Origin of the sequence: Photorhabdus sp. P32 (genome assembly GCF_038085095.1) — a bacterium.
Lineage (GTDB): Bacteria > Pseudomonadota > Gammaproteobacteria > Enterobacterales > Enterobacteriaceae > Photorhabdus > Photorhabdus luminescens.
In genome coordinates this window covers 1-17,175 of record NZ_JAZGJN010000199.1, presented here as the reverse complement: position 1 = coordinate 17,175, position 17,175 = coordinate 1, and the positions used below count along the sequence as shown (strand labels likewise).

Sequence of the window (17,175 nt, the reverse complement as noted above, 5' to 3'; positions counted from 1 at the left end):
TTTTTTTGTTTTAATTGGTGTTGTTAATTTTATATTTAAGTTAATGTATTTTTTATTAATTTTTTTCATGAGTAACTAATTAGTTTTCTACAATGTGATATAAAACTAATCTTATATAAAAATAAAAAAATCATGTTGACAACGACTGCTTTGATTTATATTGTTTGTGAAAATATTACTCTGCCATTTATTAACTTATTTTCTTGTATATGTTTTTAATTTTCAGGAATGATTATATGTGCATATGCCAAAAAATATTCTCAGATGGTTAGAGGACAACTGTCATTCAAATTCTTATCTTTTAGGTGCCGATGAATGGCTCAGTATTAAATATTCATAAAGGTTAGAACATATGAAACGTGTTCTTGTAGTGTCGTATTCCCAAAGCGGCCAATTGATCGAGGTGGTAAAAAGTTTAATCTCACCCCTGCAAGAGTCTGACGAGATATACATCCGTGAAGTTGTTCTGAAACCGATTCCAGAATTTGCGTTTCCCTGGAAGTTTTCCAAATTTGTTGATGTTTTCCCAGAAACAGTGCAGTTACATCCGCCTGAGCTAGCGCCTTTGAATCTGGAAGACGAAGAACCTTTTGATTTGGTCATATTAGGCTATCAGGTTTGGTATTTATCGCCAGCTCCTCCGATAACCGCATTTCTTAAGAGTAAAGAAGGAAAGCGTTTACTTAATGGCCGACCGGTAGTGACAGTTATTGCTTGCCGAAATATGTGGTTAATAGCTCAGGAAACTGTCAAAAGATTGTTGCATGAAAGTGGAGCGTATTTGCGCGATAACGTGGTTTTTGTTGATAAAGCAAACTTTTTTGCAACAGTATTCACAACTCCGATATGGCTAATGACAGGAAGAAGACAGCCATTTCCTAGCTTACCGCGGGCAGGCGTATCGGAGGAAGACGTTAAAGATGCTACACGTTTTGGCGATGCATTGTTGGCAGCGCTCAAAACGGATAAAGAGAAACTTGATGCTCCAATGTTGAAAGGTCTGGGAGCGGCGGTTGTCGATCAAGCTTTTATTTTCGGTGAACGTGCGGCGCATCGAGGATTTAGATTTTGGTCTGGGTTGATTTGCCGTGTAGGCAAACGAGGAATATGGGTAAGACGCTCTTTATTAGCGTTGTTTGTAACCTATTTGATATTGATGGTGCTAGTTGTTTTTCCTATTTCAGTGGTTGTTCGCCGTTTGCTTGCCCCATTACTTAAAGAGCGTCTTAATGAATTACAGAAATACTATGAACAACCTTCAGGTTCTGCCCGCTATGATGATAAGGAGATAAATAAGTAAATGAGTAACAACGTTTATATCACTAAAGTTTCCGCGTTTATGCCGGGAAACCCGATAGATAATAATACAATGGAATCTGTTCTTGGTTTTGTTGGTGGCCGTCCATCAAGATCTCGCCATATAGTCCTTCGTAATAATGGTATCAAATATCGCCATTATGCCCTAGATCCGGAGACAGGCGAGGCAACTTATACATCTGCTCAATTAGCGGCTGAAGCAATAAAAGGTTTGGTTGATGAACATTTTTCTTTAAGTGATATGCAAAGTTTGGCAGCAAGCAGTGGGACTCCTGATCAAATTATACCAGGTCACGGTGTCATGGTTCATGGAGAGATCAAAAATAAACCATGTGAAGTTATCTCAACTTCCGGTGCGTGTGCTGCGGGTATGACAGCGATGAAATATGCTTATTTGTCCGTTCTCTCAGGAACGACAAGTAACGCGGTTTCAACAACGTCGGAAGTACCTTCCACTGTATTGCATGCCCGCAATTTCCAGAGCGAAAACGAAGCTCGGGTTGCAGAACTGGAACGACGCCCTGAAATCGCTTTTGAAAAAGATTTTCTGCGTTGGATGCTTTCTGATGGCGCCGGCGCTGCTTTACTTGAAAACAAACCTCGACCTGATGGTGTTTCATTACGAATTGACTGGATAGATATTTACTCTTTTGCTAATGAGCAAGAGACCTGTATGTACTCAGGTGGAGAAAAATTAGCAGATGGCAGTTTGAAAGGCTGGTCACAAATGGATCAGGCTGATTGGCTTGCATATTCTGTTTTCTGCATCAAACAAGATGTTAGATATTTAAATGAAAGGGTCGTTAAATACACACTTACCGAACCATTGAGACGGATAGTTGCTGATCGTAACTTATCGGCAGAATCTATTGATTGGTTCTTGCCTCATTACTCATCTGAATATTTCCGCATGAAATTTGCCCAGGGTCTTGAAGATATTAATTTTGGTATTGAACAAGAGCGTTGGTTTACTAACTTAACAATGAAAGGAAATACCGGATCGGCTTCTATTTATATCATGTTGGATGAGCTTATGAAGTCGGGTAAATTGAAGAAAGATCAGCGTCTGTTATGTTTTATCCCTGAAAGTGCCAGATTCACCGGGGCATTCATGCACTTGACTGTCGTGTAAATATTTAATCTTAGTGTTAATGAAGAATGGGGAAACAACCCGTTTCCCCTCGTAATTGGTACATCTAGGAAAATACAGCGTGGAAAATTTAGAGAATCGTGTCAAGAGTGTTGTTGCAGAACAACTTGGAATACCTGAAACCCAGATTCTTAATACACAAACATTTGAGGAATTAGGTGCCGACTCGTTAGATAATGTTGAACTGATTATGGCTCTGGAAGAGCATTTCGGAATAACTATTGATGATGAAGAAGCGGAAAAAATAGTGACGATACAGAACGCTATTGATTGTATCGGTTCGAAGTTAGAATCCGCTGACTAATTTGAAGAACTTCATTATTTTTATACCCAATGGATTTCAAGATGCATCGCGACGGCAAGGGAGCGAATCCCCGGGAGCATAGATAACTATGTGACCGGGGTGAGTGAGTGCAGCCAACAAAGAAGCAGCTTGAAAGATAACGGGTATATAAGTAAAAAAAGCACATATGATTATCATGTGTGCCTTTTTTTGTTTTTTGGTTATTTGAACAGATCTGCACTGATAGTGGAGGTTCCGCCACTGGATTGCCATTCACGGGTAATATGATAGTACTTAGCACCTTTAGCCGCAGCACGTTTAGCAACTTCATAGGAAACATCAGGCATGCTGTTGTAGTAACCTGAAAAGGTGATGGAATCAAAAGGGACCATTTGAGCAGCACTGATTTTATTTAATTCTTGAATTTTCGTACCGTCAGGAAGAGTTACCGTGTAACGTTCACCTTTAGAATACTGGGTTTCAAAGAAACGGCCAACAGAATTACTGGTTGAAGTTGAAGAGGCTAAACCAGGAATTTCTACTTTCTTAGCCGATTCGCCACCAGCAGCCAACGCAGTGCGTCCAGAATCGGAATCTACCGGGATAACAGCTTCATCAGTCTGAATTTGGCGTTTTGGCGCATCATCCTTATAAACATAAGCTGTAACTGTTTGATTACCGCCATCATTCATTGCAACCTGGCGAACAATAAAAAAAGCCGCTGCGCCTTTTTTCTTGGCTTCTTTTGCAATGACTTCCTTCAAATCGGGCTCATTGTCGTAAAAGCCGCTGATAGTGACTGTATCGAATGGTTCCAGCGTTACAGCTTCTGTTTTAGGTAATTCTTTGATGCCGCGAAACAGACGGTATTTAGGTGAATTGTCAATTTTCTCTGCATCTTTGTGATATAGATCCGCTATAACGCGCAGGTTGCCACTATTATTTAGATCGTCAAGGCTTTGAATATAAAACCCATCTGCCCCCATTTTGTCTGCACGACGGGAAACTGCATCGGCAGCTTCATAAATGGCATTAAAAGGGCCGGTAACCGTAATACGTTTAAACGGTTTCAATTCTGCTGCTTTCTCCGGGGATAACTCCTGAGCTGCTTGAACAGTGGTAATACCCGTTAATGAGAATACCGCTGCTGCAATGATCGTTGTTTTCAGCTTCATAAAAAATCCTTCCACCTTGCGCATTAAATAATAGTTGTAACTTGCTGAACATGGCTGTGTATCACATAGCCGGTAATTATTACATGTAATAATAGCTAATGTCCCACGAATTTATGCTATCAGTATGAATGAATGCAAGTTTATAGAATAGGGCGTCATAAGTTTTTATCAACATAGGGAGTGTTCCAGTTAAAAGTGCGCTTTGCACCGGTAATACCACTTAGTTATTTTTTTACCTATTAGCGATCGATCACCGATAATATTTTCAGTTGGTTATCAAAATATTTGTTGATAGATTTTACTGATAGCAGTAATAAAGTTAATTTAGTCGCTAAATCGACTGTAGCAAGCAATAATCATCATTAATCTTAGGCTTTAGGAAGGGAACATTATGCGTATTGGTGTACCGAAGGAGCGACTTGTCAATGAAGCACGTGTTGCAGCCACACCGAACACAGTGGAACACCTGCTGAAATTGGGATTTAATGTCGTTGTTGAGAATGGAGCAGGGCATTTAGCCAGCTTTGAGGATAGTGCTTACCAACAAGTAGGCGCTGAAATTACTGATCGTCATAATATTTGGCGTTCAGATATTATTTTAAAGGTTAATGCTCCTGAGGATGACGAAATAGCATTAATGAAAGAAGGGAGTACGTTGGTTAGTTTTGTTTGGCCGGCACAAAACCCTGAGTTAATGCAGAAGTTATCAGACCGCAAAGTCACGGTGTTGGCGATGGATTCAGTACCGCGTATTTCCAGAGCGCAATCTCTGGATGCGTTGAGTTCTATGGCAAATATTGCCGGTTATCGCGCAATAGTCGAAGCAGCTCACGAATTTGGCCGTTTCTTTACTGGTCAGATTACTGCGGCAGGAAAAGTCCCGCCAGCCAAGGTGATGATTATTGGCGCTGGTGTTGCCGGTTTAGCTGCGGTGGGCGCTGCGGGTAGTCTGGGCGCGATTGTTCGTGCATTTGATACTCGTCCTGAAGTTAAAGAGCAAATTCAGAGCATGGGAGCAGAGTTTCTTGAGCTGAATTTTGAAGAAGAGGCCGGTAGTGGCGACGGATATGCAAAAGTCATGTCTGAAGCCTTCATTAAAGCGGAGATGGCGCTTTTTGCTGAACAGGCAAAAGAAGTTGACATTATTGTGACGACGGCGCTTATTCCGGGAAAACCGGCTCCACGTCTTATCACCAAAGAGATGGTTGAATCCATGAAGCCGGGTAGTGTGATTGTTGATCTGGCCGCTCAGACGGGAGGAAACTGCGAATTAACGCAAGCAGATAAATTAGTTGTTACTGCAAATGGAGTGAAAATTATTGGTTACACAGATTTGCCAAGCCGCTTGCCAACACAATCTTCACAACTCTACGGCACTAACCTGGTTAATTTGCTGAAATTACTGTGCAAAGAGAAAAATGGCGAAATCAATATTGATTTTGACGATGTTGTTATTCGTGGCGTGACAGTCGTCAAAGAGGGCGAAATTACCTGGCCGGCGCCACCCATTCAAGTTTCGGCCCAGCCGCAGGCAAAACCGGCATCAATTAAAGCAGAAAAGCCAGCGGCGAAACCTGTTTCACCTTGGTCGAAATATGGTTTATTGGCATTGGCGGTTATCTTGTTCGGTTGGTTAGCCAATGCTGCGCCAAAAGAATTCTTATCTCACTTTACTGTTTTCGCATTGGCTTGTGTGGTGGGTTATTACGTGGTTTGGAATGTCAGCCATGCGTTGCATACACCGTTAATGTCGGTCACTAATGCCATTTCAGGGATTATTGTCGTTGGGGCGTTATTACAAATTGGCGATGGCGGATGGGTAAGTTTCTTCTCATTTATTGCTGTTCTTATTGCCAGCATTAATATCTTCGGTGGCTTCACTGTCACTCAACGTATGCTGAAAATGTTTCGTAAGGACTAAGGGGTAACTAATGTCGAGTGGAGTCGTTACAGCAGCCTATATTGTTGCCGCCATTTTATTTATTTTCAGCCTAGCAGGTTTATCTCGTCATGAGAGTTCTAAACGCGGAAATATTTTTGGTGTCACCGGGATGGCAATTGCATTGATTGCGACTATTTTCGGGCCTGATACTGGGAATGTTGTTTGGGTTATTCTGGCGATGGTGATCGGTGCGGTGATTGGTATTCGTCTGGCAAATAGAGTTGAAATGACTGAAATGCCGGAATTGGTTGCTATTCTGCACAGTTTTGTTGGTTTGGCCGCTGTACTGGTCGGTTTTAATAGCTTTATTGCTCACGATAGTTTTGCAGAACCCGTGATGGAAAATATCCATCTGACAGAAGTTTTCCTGGGCGTTTTCATTGGTGCGGTTACCTTCACCGGTTCTGTTGTGGCATTTGGTAAGTTATGTGGAAAAATGTCCTCTAAGCCGTTGATGTTGCCAAATCGTCATAAATTAAACCTTGCAGCGCTTGTTATCTCCTTTGTGCTGTTAATTACCTTTGTGAAAACGGAAAGTACGGGCCTGCAAGTGTTCACGTTGTTGCTCATGACAGCAATCGCATTGGCGTTTGGTTGGCATTTGGTTGCTTCCATCGGTGGTGCGGATATGCCAGTGGTGGTTTCAATGCTGAACTCCTATTCGGGTTGGGCCGCCGCCGCAGCGGGTTTCATGCTGAGCAATGATTTGTTGATTGTAACGGGGGCACTGGTGGGGTCTTCGGGGGCGATTCTCTCTTACATCATGTGTAAGGCCATGAACCGCTCTTTTATCAGTGTGATTGCCGGCGGGTTTGGTACGGATGGTTCTTCAACCGGTGATGAACAGGAGATGGGCGAGTACCACGAAACCACAGCGGAAGACGTTGCTGAACTATTGAAAAACTCAACTTCGGTTATCATCACGCCGGGATACGGTATGGCTGTTGCACAGGCGCAATATCCGGTACATGACATCACAGCTAAACTGCGTGAGAAGGGAGTTAATGTCCGCTTTGGTATTCATCCCGTTGCGGGACGTTTGCCTGGGCATATGAACGTGCTGTTAGCAGAAGCGAAAGTGCCTTACGACGTTGTTATGGAAATGGATGAAATCAATGATGATTTCTCTGATACCGATACTGTGTTGGTCATTGGCGCCAACGACACTGTTAACCCTGCGGCACAGGAAGATCCCAACAGTCCAATTGCGGGTATGCCCGTTTTAGAAGTCTGGAAAGCACAAAATGTTGTTGTGTTCAAACGTTCTATGAACACAGGTTACGCTGGTGTGCAAAACCCATTGTTCTTTAAAGACAACAGTCAGATGTTGTTCGGTGATGCGAAAGCGAGTGTGGAGGCAATCCTGCGCGCACTGTGATTTTCTATCGTTTTAACTTACAAAACTCTGGTTAAGTTTTGCTGTCTCTCAATCATATCCTGATTGAGAGACAGAGTAAGTTGGAGTAATTTCTAACCCTCAACCAAACTTATCCTTTAGTGCCAGACTACAGGTGGCATTCAGGGAGATCCTTATCCTCGCCACGTGCAATAGCGTCTAAACAGTCAGAAAGTTCATTGCCAGTTAAATGCAAGCCGGTAGCTTCATATTCTAACCAAGCGTTTTCTGCATCACGTAAAAATTGTTGTCTGGATTTCAGAGTATTAGTTTGTTTATGCATAATCTTTCTACAAATGTCACTAATAAAATAAACGTTGCCATTGGGAAGTAAGAATAGCAACGTTTCGGGATGTAATACATCGCACGATATGTAAGATGTAAGGAGTTCTGCGTTTGTTATTTAATTTCCAGCGTATCGTACCCCCGCCAGCGGTAATTCATCACAGATAATGTCCAGAACAGAATAAAAATCCCGACGACCCAAAAACCAACATTGCCCATGTTATCGTTTAATGTCCCAATGGTGTCCCAGAAAACGCCGTGCAAATCCCATTGTTCAGCAATAAGTCCAAGCGCTTCCAATCCACCAATGAACAGCGCTACGGCAACGGAAGCTGCTGTAATGGTCATGTTGTAATAGAGTTTGCGTGTCGGTTGGGAAAACGCCCAACCATAGGCTCCCACCATCACAAAATTATCCAGTGAGTCAATGAGCGCCATACCGCTGGTAAATAGCGCCGGGAATACCATCAACGACCACAGAGGAAGTCCACTGAGAGAACCGGCGGCAGATATACTTAATAGCCCAACTTCGGTCGCGGTGTCGAAGCCCAATCCAAACAGAAAACCGACCAAATACATATGCCAGCTTTTGCTTACCAGCCGGAAGACTGAGTGAAACAGGCGCGTCATGATCCCCCCCGGCGTTGCTTCCAGCTCAGTTAAATCACTTTTAGCCAGATTTCTGCCACGTTTGAGCTCTTGAAACTTCTGATAAACGCTTTTTAATATCAGCAAATTAATCAGCGCTATTGCTAGCAGAAAACAGGCAGAAACTAAGGTACCGACAATGCCGCCATAATCATGAACCCAGCCCATTTGATCTTTAAACGCCATAGAGGTTAGAACGATGGCGAAGCAAGCCAGAATAACAATGGTAGAGTGCCCAAGAGAAAAGAAAGCACCGACGGCAATCGGTGATTTACCCTGTTGCATCAATTTACGGGTGACGTTATCAATTGCGGCGATATGATCAGCATCCACCGCATGGCGCAATCCATAACCGTAAGCCAGTAGGGCTGCCCCCATCATAATCGCATGATGACGAAAAGCGATAAATGCCCAAACCCAGGCAAGTACATTGGCGACAATCAGAACAACAAGAAGAGATACAGCACGTTTTTTATCCGTTAGATTATTCATAATATGGAATACCTGCAAATCTGTAAATGTAAAACCCGCCTTACGGGGTATTGTTAGAAGTTCAAAAAAACAGTAAGTATTTTCTGACTTCATGACCTATAATTTTTTTACGACGTAGGCATACTAATCAGCTTGTAATATTACCTTGGATAAATTTAAATAAGAGGTAAGAGGACTAACCTGTGTTGAGAAGAATGATCTTAATTGACATATTATGGTCTTTGTGTCAAAGCTTTTTTACTAAAAGATTATCTAAATCAATATTCGGATAGGGACAGCAGCTTTTGAATAAAGTCTATTGGAAAAATCGTATTAAGTTATATATTGACATAGCAGTGTGACCGTATGGAATAACTAATGATTAGGAGGTTTTATGCAATTAACGCCAAGGGAAATCGAAAAACTTATGGTATATACACTGGCTGATGTCGCATTAAAGCGTAAGTCTCGCGGCTTAAAACTCAATTATCCTGAAGCCGTCGCGATTATTACTGCGGCGGCATTGGAAGGCGCTAGAGAGGGAAAAACATTGGAAGAAGTGATGGATGATTCTAGGCATGTTCTGACTAAAGAAGATGTGATGGATGGCGTGGCTGATCTTATTCCGCATGTGCAGGTTGAAGCAATATTTACTGATGGCAGTCGTTTAGTTACGGTGCATGATCCCATTCAATAATTGTTTAAATAAATTATAAATAGTAGGAAAAATTATCTAGACAAAATATTAGTTTATGTTTTGGCTCGCGTCTTAACGTGGAGATTTTCCGATGGAAAAAAATAATAAAGAAGATATTACTCCATTGGGGGGGTATATTCTGGCTAAAGACCCGATCTCCTTTAATGAAGATTGTCCAGTTATTCAATTAAAAGTTCGTAATTCAGGTGATCGTCCTATTCAAGTGGGATCTCATTTCCACTTTTTTGAGGTCAATAAAGCCTTGCAATTTAATCGTGCAGCGGCATTTGGTAAACGACTTAATATCACGGCGACAACGGCAATCCGTTTTGAACCCGGTGATGAAATCGAGGTGTCATTAATCCCGATTGGTGGGAAACAAAACGTTTATGGATTTAATAACTTAGTCGATGGTTGGGCAGGTAAAAGCCAGGTTGCCATTGATGAGCAGGAAGAAAAAACCTGGTTGCATGCTGGGTAATAGAATTTGGGTTATAAGGTTATCGAATAAATTCAAGGTAGAGTTGACAAACGTCGGAAAATCTTTCGAACAAAGGAATAAACTATGCCAACCATTTCCCGACAGGAATATGTAGGTCTTTTTGGCCCCACGACTGGCGATAAGATCCGCTTGGGTGATACCAATCTATTTATTGAAATTGAGAAAGATCTGCGTGGCTATGGTGATGAATCGGTTTATGGCGGAGGTAAATCGCTGCGTGATGGTATGGGTGCGGATAACCGTATGACCAGCGAAAACGTCTTGGATTTGGTGATTACCAGCGTCACTATTTTGGATGCTCGGCAAGGCGTGATTAAAGCGGATGTCGGTATAAAAGGGGGACGCATTGTCGGGATAGGTAAAAGTGGTAACCCTAACATGATGAATGGTGTTACTCCCGGTATGGTGGTTGGCGTTAGTACTGATGCTATATCTGGCGAGCATCTCATCCTCACGGCTGCTGGCATTGACACTCATATTCATTTTATTTCTCCTCAACAGGCTGAACATGCTTTATCCAATGGTGTGACGACGTTCTTTGGCGGGGGCGTAGGCCCCACTGATGGCACTAATGGCACCACTGTTACCGCCGGTCCGTGGCATATCCACCGCATGTTGCGTGCTTTTGAAAGTTTACCGGTTAACGTAGGTATTTTGGGAAAAGGCCATGCGGCGGCGGCAATGCCTTTGGTTGAGCAGATCAAGGCGGGTGTTGCCGGGTTGAAAGTGCATGAGGACTGGGGCGCGACTAATTCGGCGTTGCGTAATGCTTTACGTGTAGCGGATGAAATGGATGTCCAGGTGGCAGTACATACCGATAGCCTAAATGAAGGCGGTTATGTTGAGGACACCATTGATGCTTTTGAAGGTCGCACCATTCATACTTTCCACACCGAAGGCGCCGGCGGCGGACATGCGCCGGATATCATTAAAGTTGCCAGCCAGATGAATGTGTTGCCCAGTTCCACCAATCCTACGCTGCCTTACGGTATCAATAGTCAGGCAGAACTGTTTGATATGATTATGGTTTGCCATAACCTTAATCCTAAAGTACCGGCTGATGTAGCATTTTCGGAAAGCCGTGTACGTCCAGAGACTATTGCTGCGGAGAATGTTTTGCACGATATGGGCGTACTGTCGATGTTTTCCAGTGATTCCCAGGCGATGGGGCGAGTGGGGGAAAACTGGCTGCGGGTGATGCAAACTGCTCATGCCATGAAAGCGGCACGTGGCAAGTTGCCGGAAGATGCAGCATATAACGATAATTTCCGTGTGTTACGTTACGTCGCCAAAATTACGATTAACCCGGCCATTGCTCAGGGAATAAGTCACGTGCTCGGTTCGGTTGAAGTGGGAAAAATGGCTGATCTGGTGTTGTGGGAACCCCGTTTCTTTGGCGTAAAGCCTAAGTTGGTCATCAAGGGCGGTATGATTAATTGGGCGGTGATGGGAGATCCAAATGCTTCACTCCCGACGCCGCAACCGACATTTTATCGCCCGATGTTTGGCGCATTGGGAAAAACCCTTCAGGAAACCTGTGTCACTTTTGTATCACAGGCGGCAATGGAACTGGGGGTAAAAGAGAGCCTTGGTTTGGAACGTCAAGTTATGGCGGTGCGCAATTGCCGGGCTATTTCTAAGAAAGATATGGTGCGTAATGCTGAAACGCCCGCTATTGAAGTGGATGCTGAAACCTTTGCTGTCAAGGTGAATGGTGAATATGCCACAGTAAAACCGGTCAGGACAGTCGCGCTCAATCAGCGCTACTTCTTTAGTTAATCTATTTTTTACTGCCGGTCAGAGAATATTTTTCTGGCCGGATTAACCGATCCATGCGTTCAGAGGATTATCTTATGATTGTTATTGAACAGATTCTTGGTAATGCCAAAAAGGATGTTTTCTGGCGAGATCGCTTGCAGGGGATCTCGCCGGATATCTTGGTGCTTTCGCAATGGGAAGCGCAAAAAAGTCGTTGTCGTAAATCCACCCTTAACGGATTGGATTTAGGCATTTCCCTTGACCGCCATCAGGTATTGTCTGATGGCGACGTTTTACTGTGGGACGAAGCTAAAGGGTTGGCGGTTATTGTTCAAATGAGCTTGCGTGATGTGATGGTTATTCATCTGAAATCATTGCTGTCATTAGATTTGGAGACGGTAATGAAAACCAGCTTTGAACTTGGCCATGCTTTAGGTAACCAGCATTGGAAGTCAGTGATTAAAAATAACCAGATTTATATTCCGCTGACAGTGTCAACTAAGGTCATGGATTCAGTCATGAAAACTCACGGTTTTCATGCATTGCCTTACTCCTTTGTTAAAGGCGAAGAAATATTGCCTTCTCTTAACAACTCAGAGGCTCGCTTATTATTCGGCGGTGCAGAGGATTCCGCGACACACGTTCATGTCGATAATACATTTCTGAACCAGCATGTGATCAAACTAAAATGAATGCGCTCCGCCTAATTAGAATCATGCAGTTTGCTGATTCAGTGCTGCCTGTTGGCGCATTTTCTTTTTCGAACGGTCTGGAATCAGCCATTCAGAGCAAAATCGTGTATGACGTGGCAACGTTAAGCGAATTTACGCGAACAGCGTTGTTACAGGCGGTAAGTAGTGATGGCCGCGCAGTAGTTGCCGCGTGTCAGGCATTGAATTGTGGGCAACATGATGCCGCTATCTCCTATGATTGGGCAGTATTTAACCGAAAACTAAATGAAGAAAGTCGCACTATGGTTACGCGGATGGGGAAAAAGTTAGCGGAAATGGCAGTTGAAGTTACCGGTGAGTCGTTAATTGCATGGTGGTTAGCACAAATAAAGAGCGATATTGCCGCAGGTACCTATCCGATTACTTTGGCGGTCGTCATGAGCGCATTGGGTGCTGCTCCACGTGAAGTGATCGTCATGCATCAATATGGCGTTGCGATGACGATACTTAGTGCGGCTATACGCCTGATGCGTGTTACCCATATTGAAATTCAACGTATCTTGTTCTCATTGAATCAGGATATTGAACTGTTTTGCGATGAGGCGGAAAAAGGGGGGATTGAGCAGATGACATCGTATGCGCCTATGACCGATGTTCTGGCAGCACTGCACGTTAGCGCATTTACTCGGCTGTTCAGTAACTAACTTGCTCCTGATATCGCTTTTAACCACTTCTTACATGTGTGAGGAAATCTCTGTGAAAAAAATTACCCGAATTGGTATTGGCGGTCCGGTGGGTTCTGGCAAGACTGCCGTTATTGAAGTGATCACACCTATCTTGATTCAGCGCGGAATAAAACCTCTGATTATCACCAATGATATTGTTACTACTGAGGATGCTAAACAGGTTAAACGTACCTTGAAAGGCATTTTAGATGAAGAAAAGATACTTGGTGTGGAAACCGGCGCTTGTCCTCATACCGCGGTGCGAGAAGATCCCAGTATGAATATTGCGGCGGTAGAGGAGATGGAAGCGCGTTTTCCTGACAGCGATGTTGTGTTGATTGAAAGTGGTGGTGATAACCTGACACTCACTTTTAGTCCGGCGTTGGCAGATTTTTATATTTATGTGATTGATGTCGCTGAAGGGGAGAAAATTCCGCGTAAGAACGGACCGGGTTTGGTACAGGCCGATATTCTGGTGATCAACAAAATTGATTTAGCGCCTTATGTTGGCGCCAGCCTGGCGGTGATGGAACATGACACTCAAGTTGTGCGTGGTCAGCGCCCTTATATCCTGACCAATTGCAAAACCGGTGAAGGTGTCGAAACATTGGTAAATATGATCATGCGTGATTTCCTGTTCACTCATTCATTACAGGCGACGCAATGACCTCCACCAGCTCGCCGCAAAATATTGGAGAAGTGTGTCAACGGGCGAATAATCTTGGCATCAACGCGCCGGAACTTGCACGATTCCAGGATGAGCCGCCGCAGATGGCAAGCGGTGATGTCGGTAAAAGTGGTTATCTGCGGTTGGGATTTGCCCGGCGTGGCGATCGGAGCATTTTGGCGCAAATGCAACGCCGGGTTCCTTATTTGGTACAGCGGGCGCTGTATTGGGATGAGGCGCTACCGCAGATGCCGTGCGTATTTATGATCTCCACGTCGGGATGTATCCTGCAAGGAGATAGATTGGCGCTGGACATTCATGTCGCTCCAGAGGCGTTTGGTCATGTCACGACCCAATCAGCGACTAAGATTCATTCGATGGTGAATAACTACGCGGCGCAAGTGCAAACTATCCAGATAGAGCAGGGAGGCTATCTGGAAATGATGCCCGATCCGGTTATTCCTCATAGTGGCTCTCGGTTTATTACCGACACTCAGATAACCATTCATCCGACAGCCACACTAATTTATTCTGAAATTGTGATGTCCGGTCGCAAATACCACCTTGCTGATCAGGGGTTTAAATTTGATGTTTACTCATCACGTATTACGGCAACTGATTTTGATGGCAAAGTATTGTTTGCAGAGCGTTATGTACTGGAGCCTAAAAAGCAGCCATTAAACAGTGTGGGGGTGATGGGGCCGTTTCATGTATTCGGCAATGTGATCTTGCTGACACCTCAGGTTCACCATGATCGTATTCTGGCACGCATGACTCCTCAGTACGATGCTGAAACGGGTATCGCGAGTGGTACCAGTCGTCTACCTAATCAGTGTGGTTTAATCTTTAAGGTGTTGGGAAAAGAAACTCATCAAGTTAAAGCGGGTATTCGCCTTTTCTGGCGTATAGCCCGTGAGGAGATCCTGGGTGTTACGCTGCCTGAGCCGTTTATCTGGCGATAAAACTCGGGAAGAAAATCTGTTTCGGGTTTTATCGCCAAATGAATATTTATCATACTGTTACTATCACTCTTTAGCGGCTTTAATTGGACATTCAAAACCATCAGGTTTGATGGTCAGAATGTCACATTTAAGATGGTCGATCACATGTTCTGCGGTATTTCCCAGAAAAGCAGCGGACAGCCCAGTTCTGCCGAGGACGCCAAGAACAATAATGCCCGCATTCATCTCATCACACATTTGAGGAATAACACTCTCCGGTAGTCCTTCATGGATATGAGTATATTTTTCATCAATGCAGAATTTTTGGCGTAATTCTTTCATGGCGATAAGATGCTGACCACGCAGAGCATGGTTATAAACACTTGGGTCAAAATCGGGTAGCTCAATAGCGATATTCAGTGGTGCGACAGGGTAAGCGCTGACCAAATGAATTTCCGGGTTTTTCATTACCTGGTTTGCCAGTTCCTGAGTTTCCCTAACCAGTTTCAGGTTCAGTTCATGATGATATGATTCTTCATTAGACAAATTAACCGCGACGACAACCGAGCCTTGGTCCGGCCATATCTGATCTTTTACCATCCATACCGGACATGGGCATTTGCGGAGTAACTGCCAGTCAAGTGGGGTGAAAATCAAGGAGCCTAGTTTGTCATGTTTATGCGTCATTTTCAGAAGTAAATCATGATTATCTGTAATGACCTCTTGGATAATCGCTTCATAAGGTCGATTATGCCATACCACTTTTATTTCAATATCAATACCGGCTTCCAGATAGTAGTACGCTTGTTGTTTAAGCCAGGCGGTGCGTTGGCTGGTCACACCTTTACGCATAGCGCTGCCTTCTTCTGGGGAGAGTAAGGTGGTCATTTCATAAGAGAGATCATAAATGGGCAAGAAAGCTTTAATCCGGCCGCCGTTGCGTTGCACTATATAAACTGCGCGTCTTAATGCCGGTTGATCGTCCTGACTTGGGTCAATTACAACTAAAAGGTTTTGATAGTTTGCCATAATGGTATCCTCACAGAGGCTAGACAAAACACGCTTCAATATCACGTTTCAATACTAAAGATAAACCAATATAAGCAAACCGAACAGGTCAGAGGAGAACCAGATCAACAAAATAGGGTGATCTGGTTTTAAGATTAGGAAATTGAAACAGATTTTTTTCCGACTAACTCAGACAATTTATCCATATCTTCAATCGTGATGTATTTGCCTTTTACACCGAGAATATCGTTTTTCTGGAAACGCCCAAGCAGACGACTAATAGTTTCAACCGTTAAACCCAGGTAATTACCAATATCACTGCGAGTCATGGTTAAACGGAATTCTCTTGGTGAGAAACCACGTTGAGCGAAACGATGAGAGAGATTATAAATGAATGCGGCTAATCGTTCTTCGGCGTTTTTCTTAGATAACAACAATATCATTTCTTGGTCGCCTTTAATTTCCCCACTCATCAAGCGCATCATTTGTTGACGGAGATTAGGCATTTTACCGGACAGATCATCGAGTGTTTCAAACGGAATTTCACAGACCATTGATGTTTCCAGGGCCTGAGCAAAACTTGGATGCTGAGTGTTGAGGATAGCGTCAAAACCGACTAAATCCCCTGCGAGGTGGAAACCTGTAATTTGCTCATCACCTTCTTCCGTGATGGTGTAGCTTTTAATTGTGCCAGAACGGATAGCATAAAGAGATTTCAACTCATCGCCTGCTTTAAATAACGTTTGGCCTTTCTGGATAGGTTTCTTACGCTCAATGATATTATCAAGCTGATCGAGCTCGTGCTCATTCAGGGTAAAAGGAATGCATAGCTGGCTAATACTGCAATCCTGGCAGTGGATCGCACAACCACCAGACTGGATTCGACGAATAACACGTTTTTCCTGGATCATAGGCACGCTCATTTGAAATATTCATATAGTTCAACTTTAGCATTTCTTGATGATTCTGGTAAGAGCTATAATAATTTTCTGCAATTTATTTAGGAAAATGTATTACCTGTTTATTCTATCCATAAGAAATTATTTCGTTGTATGTATAAAGCTGATGTTCTGCTATTGTTATCGTTTTCATCAGGCCGAACACTGCGGAGTTTTGTTGGGTTGACGAGCTTCAAGTAAGGGGGCCAACATACTCATACTGTTGGTGTCCTATGTAGCTGATATAAAGGAGTTGATATAAGGGAGTTGATCGCATTACACTTTCTCATGTGTGTTTTGTTTAATGACCATAAACTGTTGGCTTTCATATAAGATTGTTAAAGTAGATGAATCTGATATAAATTGGCAATAATTTTCATAGCTGGAATAGAAAATTAAATAACTTTAATGGAATTTTATCTACAATATGGAAAGCTTAACTTGGTATATATAATTTGTTGATTTATAATGTCAATGGAAATTGAATTTATATAATTTCGTATTTTTATCATTAATAACCTGTTTTTTTATAAGCGAAGATAATAAAACTCACTTTTTCTTTTTCCTTAATTTAATAATATTAAATAAGTTCTTAATAAGG

17 protein-coding genes are annotated in these 17,175 nt (G+C 43.1%); 12 read left to right on the top strand and 5 right to left on the bottom strand.

Features of this window, described 5'->3' with window-relative positions; all coding sequences use genetic code 11:
* The first annotated feature begins 352 nt into the window (after positions 1–352).
* The 3 genes from stlC (at position 353) to stlE (ending at position 2,771) form a co-directional block, all read left to right on the top strand.
* Positions 353–1,300 carry a stilbene biosynthesis aromatase StlC gene (gene stlC, locus V2H77_RS03380; RefSeq protein WP_265379036.1) on the top strand — a complete coding sequence of 316 codons (948 nt, stop codon included), beginning with the start codon at positions 353–355 and terminating at the stop codon, positions 1,298–1,300.
* Positions 1,301–2,449: a beta-ketosynthase StlD gene (gene stlD, locus V2H77_RS03375; RefSeq protein WP_341497680.1), complete on the top strand. Its 1,149-nt coding sequence runs from the start codon at positions 1,301–1,303 to the stop codon at positions 2,447–2,449. It begins immediately after the preceding gene.
* A gap of 79 nt (positions 2,450–2,528) precedes the next feature.
* Positions 2,529–2,771 (top strand): stilbene biosynthesis acyl carrier protein StlE, encoded by a 243-nt coding sequence (gene stlE / locus V2H77_RS03370; protein WP_049581707.1) that lies wholly within the window; start codon positions 2,529–2,531, stop codon positions 2,769–2,771.
* Between the two features lie 200 nt (positions 2,772–2,971).
* On the opposite strand, the gene ydgH is transcribed toward stlE, so the two are convergent.
* Positions 2,972–3,925: a DUF1471 family protein YdgH gene (ydgH, locus tag V2H77_RS03365; RefSeq protein WP_341497679.1), complete on the bottom strand. Its 954-nt coding sequence runs from the start codon at positions 3,923–3,925 to the stop codon at positions 2,972–2,974.
* Positions 3,926–4,316: 391 nt separating this feature from the next.
* Here ydgH and pntA point away from each other — a divergent pair, with 391 nt between their 5' ends.
* Entirely contained in the window at positions 4,317–5,846 is a 1,530-nt protein-coding gene (pntA, locus tag V2H77_RS03360) for a Re/Si-specific NAD(P)(+) transhydrogenase subunit alpha (RefSeq protein ID WP_341497678.1), read from the top strand.
* Positions 5,847–5,856: 10 nt separating this feature from the next.
* Positions 5,857–7,245 (top strand): Re/Si-specific NAD(P)(+) transhydrogenase subunit beta, encoded by a 1,389-nt coding sequence (pntB, locus tag V2H77_RS03355; RefSeq protein WP_341497677.1) that lies wholly within the window; start codon positions 5,857–5,859, stop codon positions 7,243–7,245.
* 127 nt (positions 7,246–7,372) lie between these two features.
* Here the strand turns inward: pntB and V2H77_RS03350 are convergent, their stop codons facing one another.
* Both V2H77_RS03350 and V2H77_RS03345 read right to left on the bottom strand, forming a co-directional pair.
* Complete coding sequence (locus V2H77_RS03350; RefSeq protein ID WP_341497676.1) at positions 7,373–7,546, bottom strand: hypothetical protein; 174 nt, start codon at positions 7,544–7,546, stop codon at positions 7,373–7,375.
* A 116-nt stretch (positions 7,547–7,662) separates the two neighbouring features.
* Positions 7,663–8,688: a HoxN/HupN/NixA family nickel/cobalt transporter gene (locus V2H77_RS03345; RefSeq protein ID WP_341497675.1), complete on the bottom strand. Its 1,026-nt coding sequence runs from the start codon at positions 8,686–8,688 to the stop codon at positions 7,663–7,665.
* A 373-nt stretch (positions 8,689–9,061) separates the two neighbouring features.
* Here V2H77_RS03345 and V2H77_RS03340 point away from each other — a divergent pair, with 373 nt between their 5' ends.
* The 7 genes from V2H77_RS03340 (at position 9,062) to V2H77_RS03310 (ending at position 14,649) form a co-directional block, all read left to right on the top strand.
* Complete coding sequence (locus V2H77_RS03340; RefSeq protein WP_011146425.1) at positions 9,062–9,364, top strand: urease subunit gamma; 303 nt, start codon at positions 9,062–9,064, stop codon at positions 9,362–9,364.
* Between the two features lie 91 nt (positions 9,365–9,455).
* Positions 9,456–9,845: an urease subunit beta gene (locus tag V2H77_RS03335; RefSeq protein WP_118984796.1), complete on the top strand. Its 390-nt coding sequence runs from the start codon at positions 9,456–9,458 to the stop codon at positions 9,843–9,845.
* Between the two features lie 84 nt (positions 9,846–9,929).
* Positions 9,930–11,645 carry an urease subunit alpha gene (locus V2H77_RS03330; protein ID WP_341497674.1) on the top strand — a complete coding sequence of 572 codons (1,716 nt, stop codon included), beginning with the start codon at positions 9,930–9,932 and terminating at the stop codon, positions 11,643–11,645.
* 74 nt (positions 11,646–11,719) lie between these two features.
* Complete coding sequence (gene ureE / locus V2H77_RS03325) at positions 11,720–12,316, top strand: urease accessory protein UreE (protein ID WP_036775655.1); 597 nt, start codon at positions 11,720–11,722, stop codon at positions 12,314–12,316.
* Positions 12,313–12,999, top strand: a complete 687-nt coding sequence (locus V2H77_RS03320) for an urease accessory protein UreF (RefSeq protein WP_341497673.1) — start codon at positions 12,313–12,315, stop codon at positions 12,997–12,999. Before ureE ends, V2H77_RS03320 begins: the two co-directional genes overlap by 4 nt.
* Before the next feature lie 34 nt (positions 13,000–13,033).
* Positions 13,034–13,687: an urease accessory protein UreG gene (gene ureG / locus V2H77_RS03315; protein ID WP_265514172.1), complete on the top strand. Its 654-nt coding sequence runs from the start codon at positions 13,034–13,036 to the stop codon at positions 13,685–13,687.
* Entirely contained in the window at positions 13,684–14,649 is a 966-nt protein-coding gene (locus tag V2H77_RS03310) for an urease accessory protein UreD (protein ID WP_341497672.1), read from the top strand. The genes ureG and V2H77_RS03310 overlap by 4 nt, the downstream gene beginning before the upstream one ends.
* A gap of 63 nt (positions 14,650–14,712) precedes the next feature.
* On the opposite strand, the gene uspE is transcribed toward V2H77_RS03310, so the two are convergent.
* Both uspE and V2H77_RS03300 read right to left on the bottom strand, forming a co-directional pair.
* Entirely contained in the window at positions 14,713–15,657 is a 945-nt protein-coding gene (uspE, locus tag V2H77_RS03305) for a universal stress protein UspE (RefSeq protein ID WP_341497671.1), read from the bottom strand.
* 134 nt (positions 15,658–15,791) lie between these two features.
* On the bottom strand, positions 15,792–16,547 hold the full coding sequence (locus tag V2H77_RS03300) for an FNR family transcription factor (RefSeq protein ID WP_341497670.1): 756 nt from the start codon (positions 16,545–16,547) through the stop codon (positions 15,792–15,794).
* Positions 16,548–17,175 lie beyond the last annotated feature (628 nt).

Coding starts and splice junctions, on each gene's coding strand:
- stlC (WP_265379036.1), top strand. CDS start 353: ATGAAACGTGTTCTTGTAGTGTCGTATTCCCAAAGCGGCCAATTGATC.
- stlD (WP_341497680.1), top strand. CDS start 1,301: ATGAGTAACAACGTTTATATCACTAAAGTTTCCGCGTTTATGCCGGGA.
- ydgH (WP_341497679.1), bottom strand. CDS start 3,925: ATGAAGCTGAAAACAACGATCATTGCAGCAGCGGTATTCTCATTAACG.
- pntA (WP_341497678.1), top strand. CDS start 4,317: ATGCGTATTGGTGTACCGAAGGAGCGACTTGTCAATGAAGCACGTGTT.
- pntB (WP_341497677.1), top strand. CDS start 5,857: ATGTCGAGTGGAGTCGTTACAGCAGCCTATATTGTTGCCGCCATTTTA.
- V2H77_RS03350 (WP_341497676.1), bottom strand. CDS start 7,546: ATGCATAAACAAACTAATACTCTGAAATCCAGACAACAATTTTTACGT.
- V2H77_RS03345 (WP_341497675.1), bottom strand. CDS start 8,688: ATGAATAATCTAACGGATAAAAAACGTGCTGTATCTCTTCTTGTTGTT.
- V2H77_RS03340 (WP_011146425.1), top strand. CDS start 9,062: ATGCAATTAACGCCAAGGGAAATCGAAAAACTTATGGTATATACACTG.
- V2H77_RS03335 (WP_118984796.1), top strand. CDS start 9,456: ATGGAAAAAAATAATAAAGAAGATATTACTCCATTGGGGGGGTATATT.
- V2H77_RS03330 (WP_341497674.1), top strand. CDS start 9,930: ATGCCAACCATTTCCCGACAGGAATATGTAGGTCTTTTTGGCCCCACG.
- ureE (WP_036775655.1), top strand. CDS start 11,720: ATGATTGTTATTGAACAGATTCTTGGTAATGCCAAAAAGGATGTTTTC.
- V2H77_RS03320 (WP_341497673.1), top strand. CDS start 12,313: ATGAATGCGCTCCGCCTAATTAGAATCATGCAGTTTGCTGATTCAGTG.
- ureG (WP_265514172.1), top strand. CDS start 13,034: ATGTGTGAGGAAATCTCTGTGAAAAAAATTACCCGAATTGGTATTGGC.
- V2H77_RS03310 (WP_341497672.1), top strand. CDS start 13,684: ATGACCTCCACCAGCTCGCCGCAAAATATTGGAGAAGTGTGTCAACGG.
- uspE (WP_341497671.1), bottom strand. CDS start 15,657: ATGGCAAACTATCAAAACCTTTTAGTTGTAATTGACCCAAGTCAGGAC.
- V2H77_RS03300 (WP_341497670.1), bottom strand. CDS start 16,547: ATGATCCAGGAAAAACGTGTTATTCGTCGAATCCAGTCTGGTGGTTGT.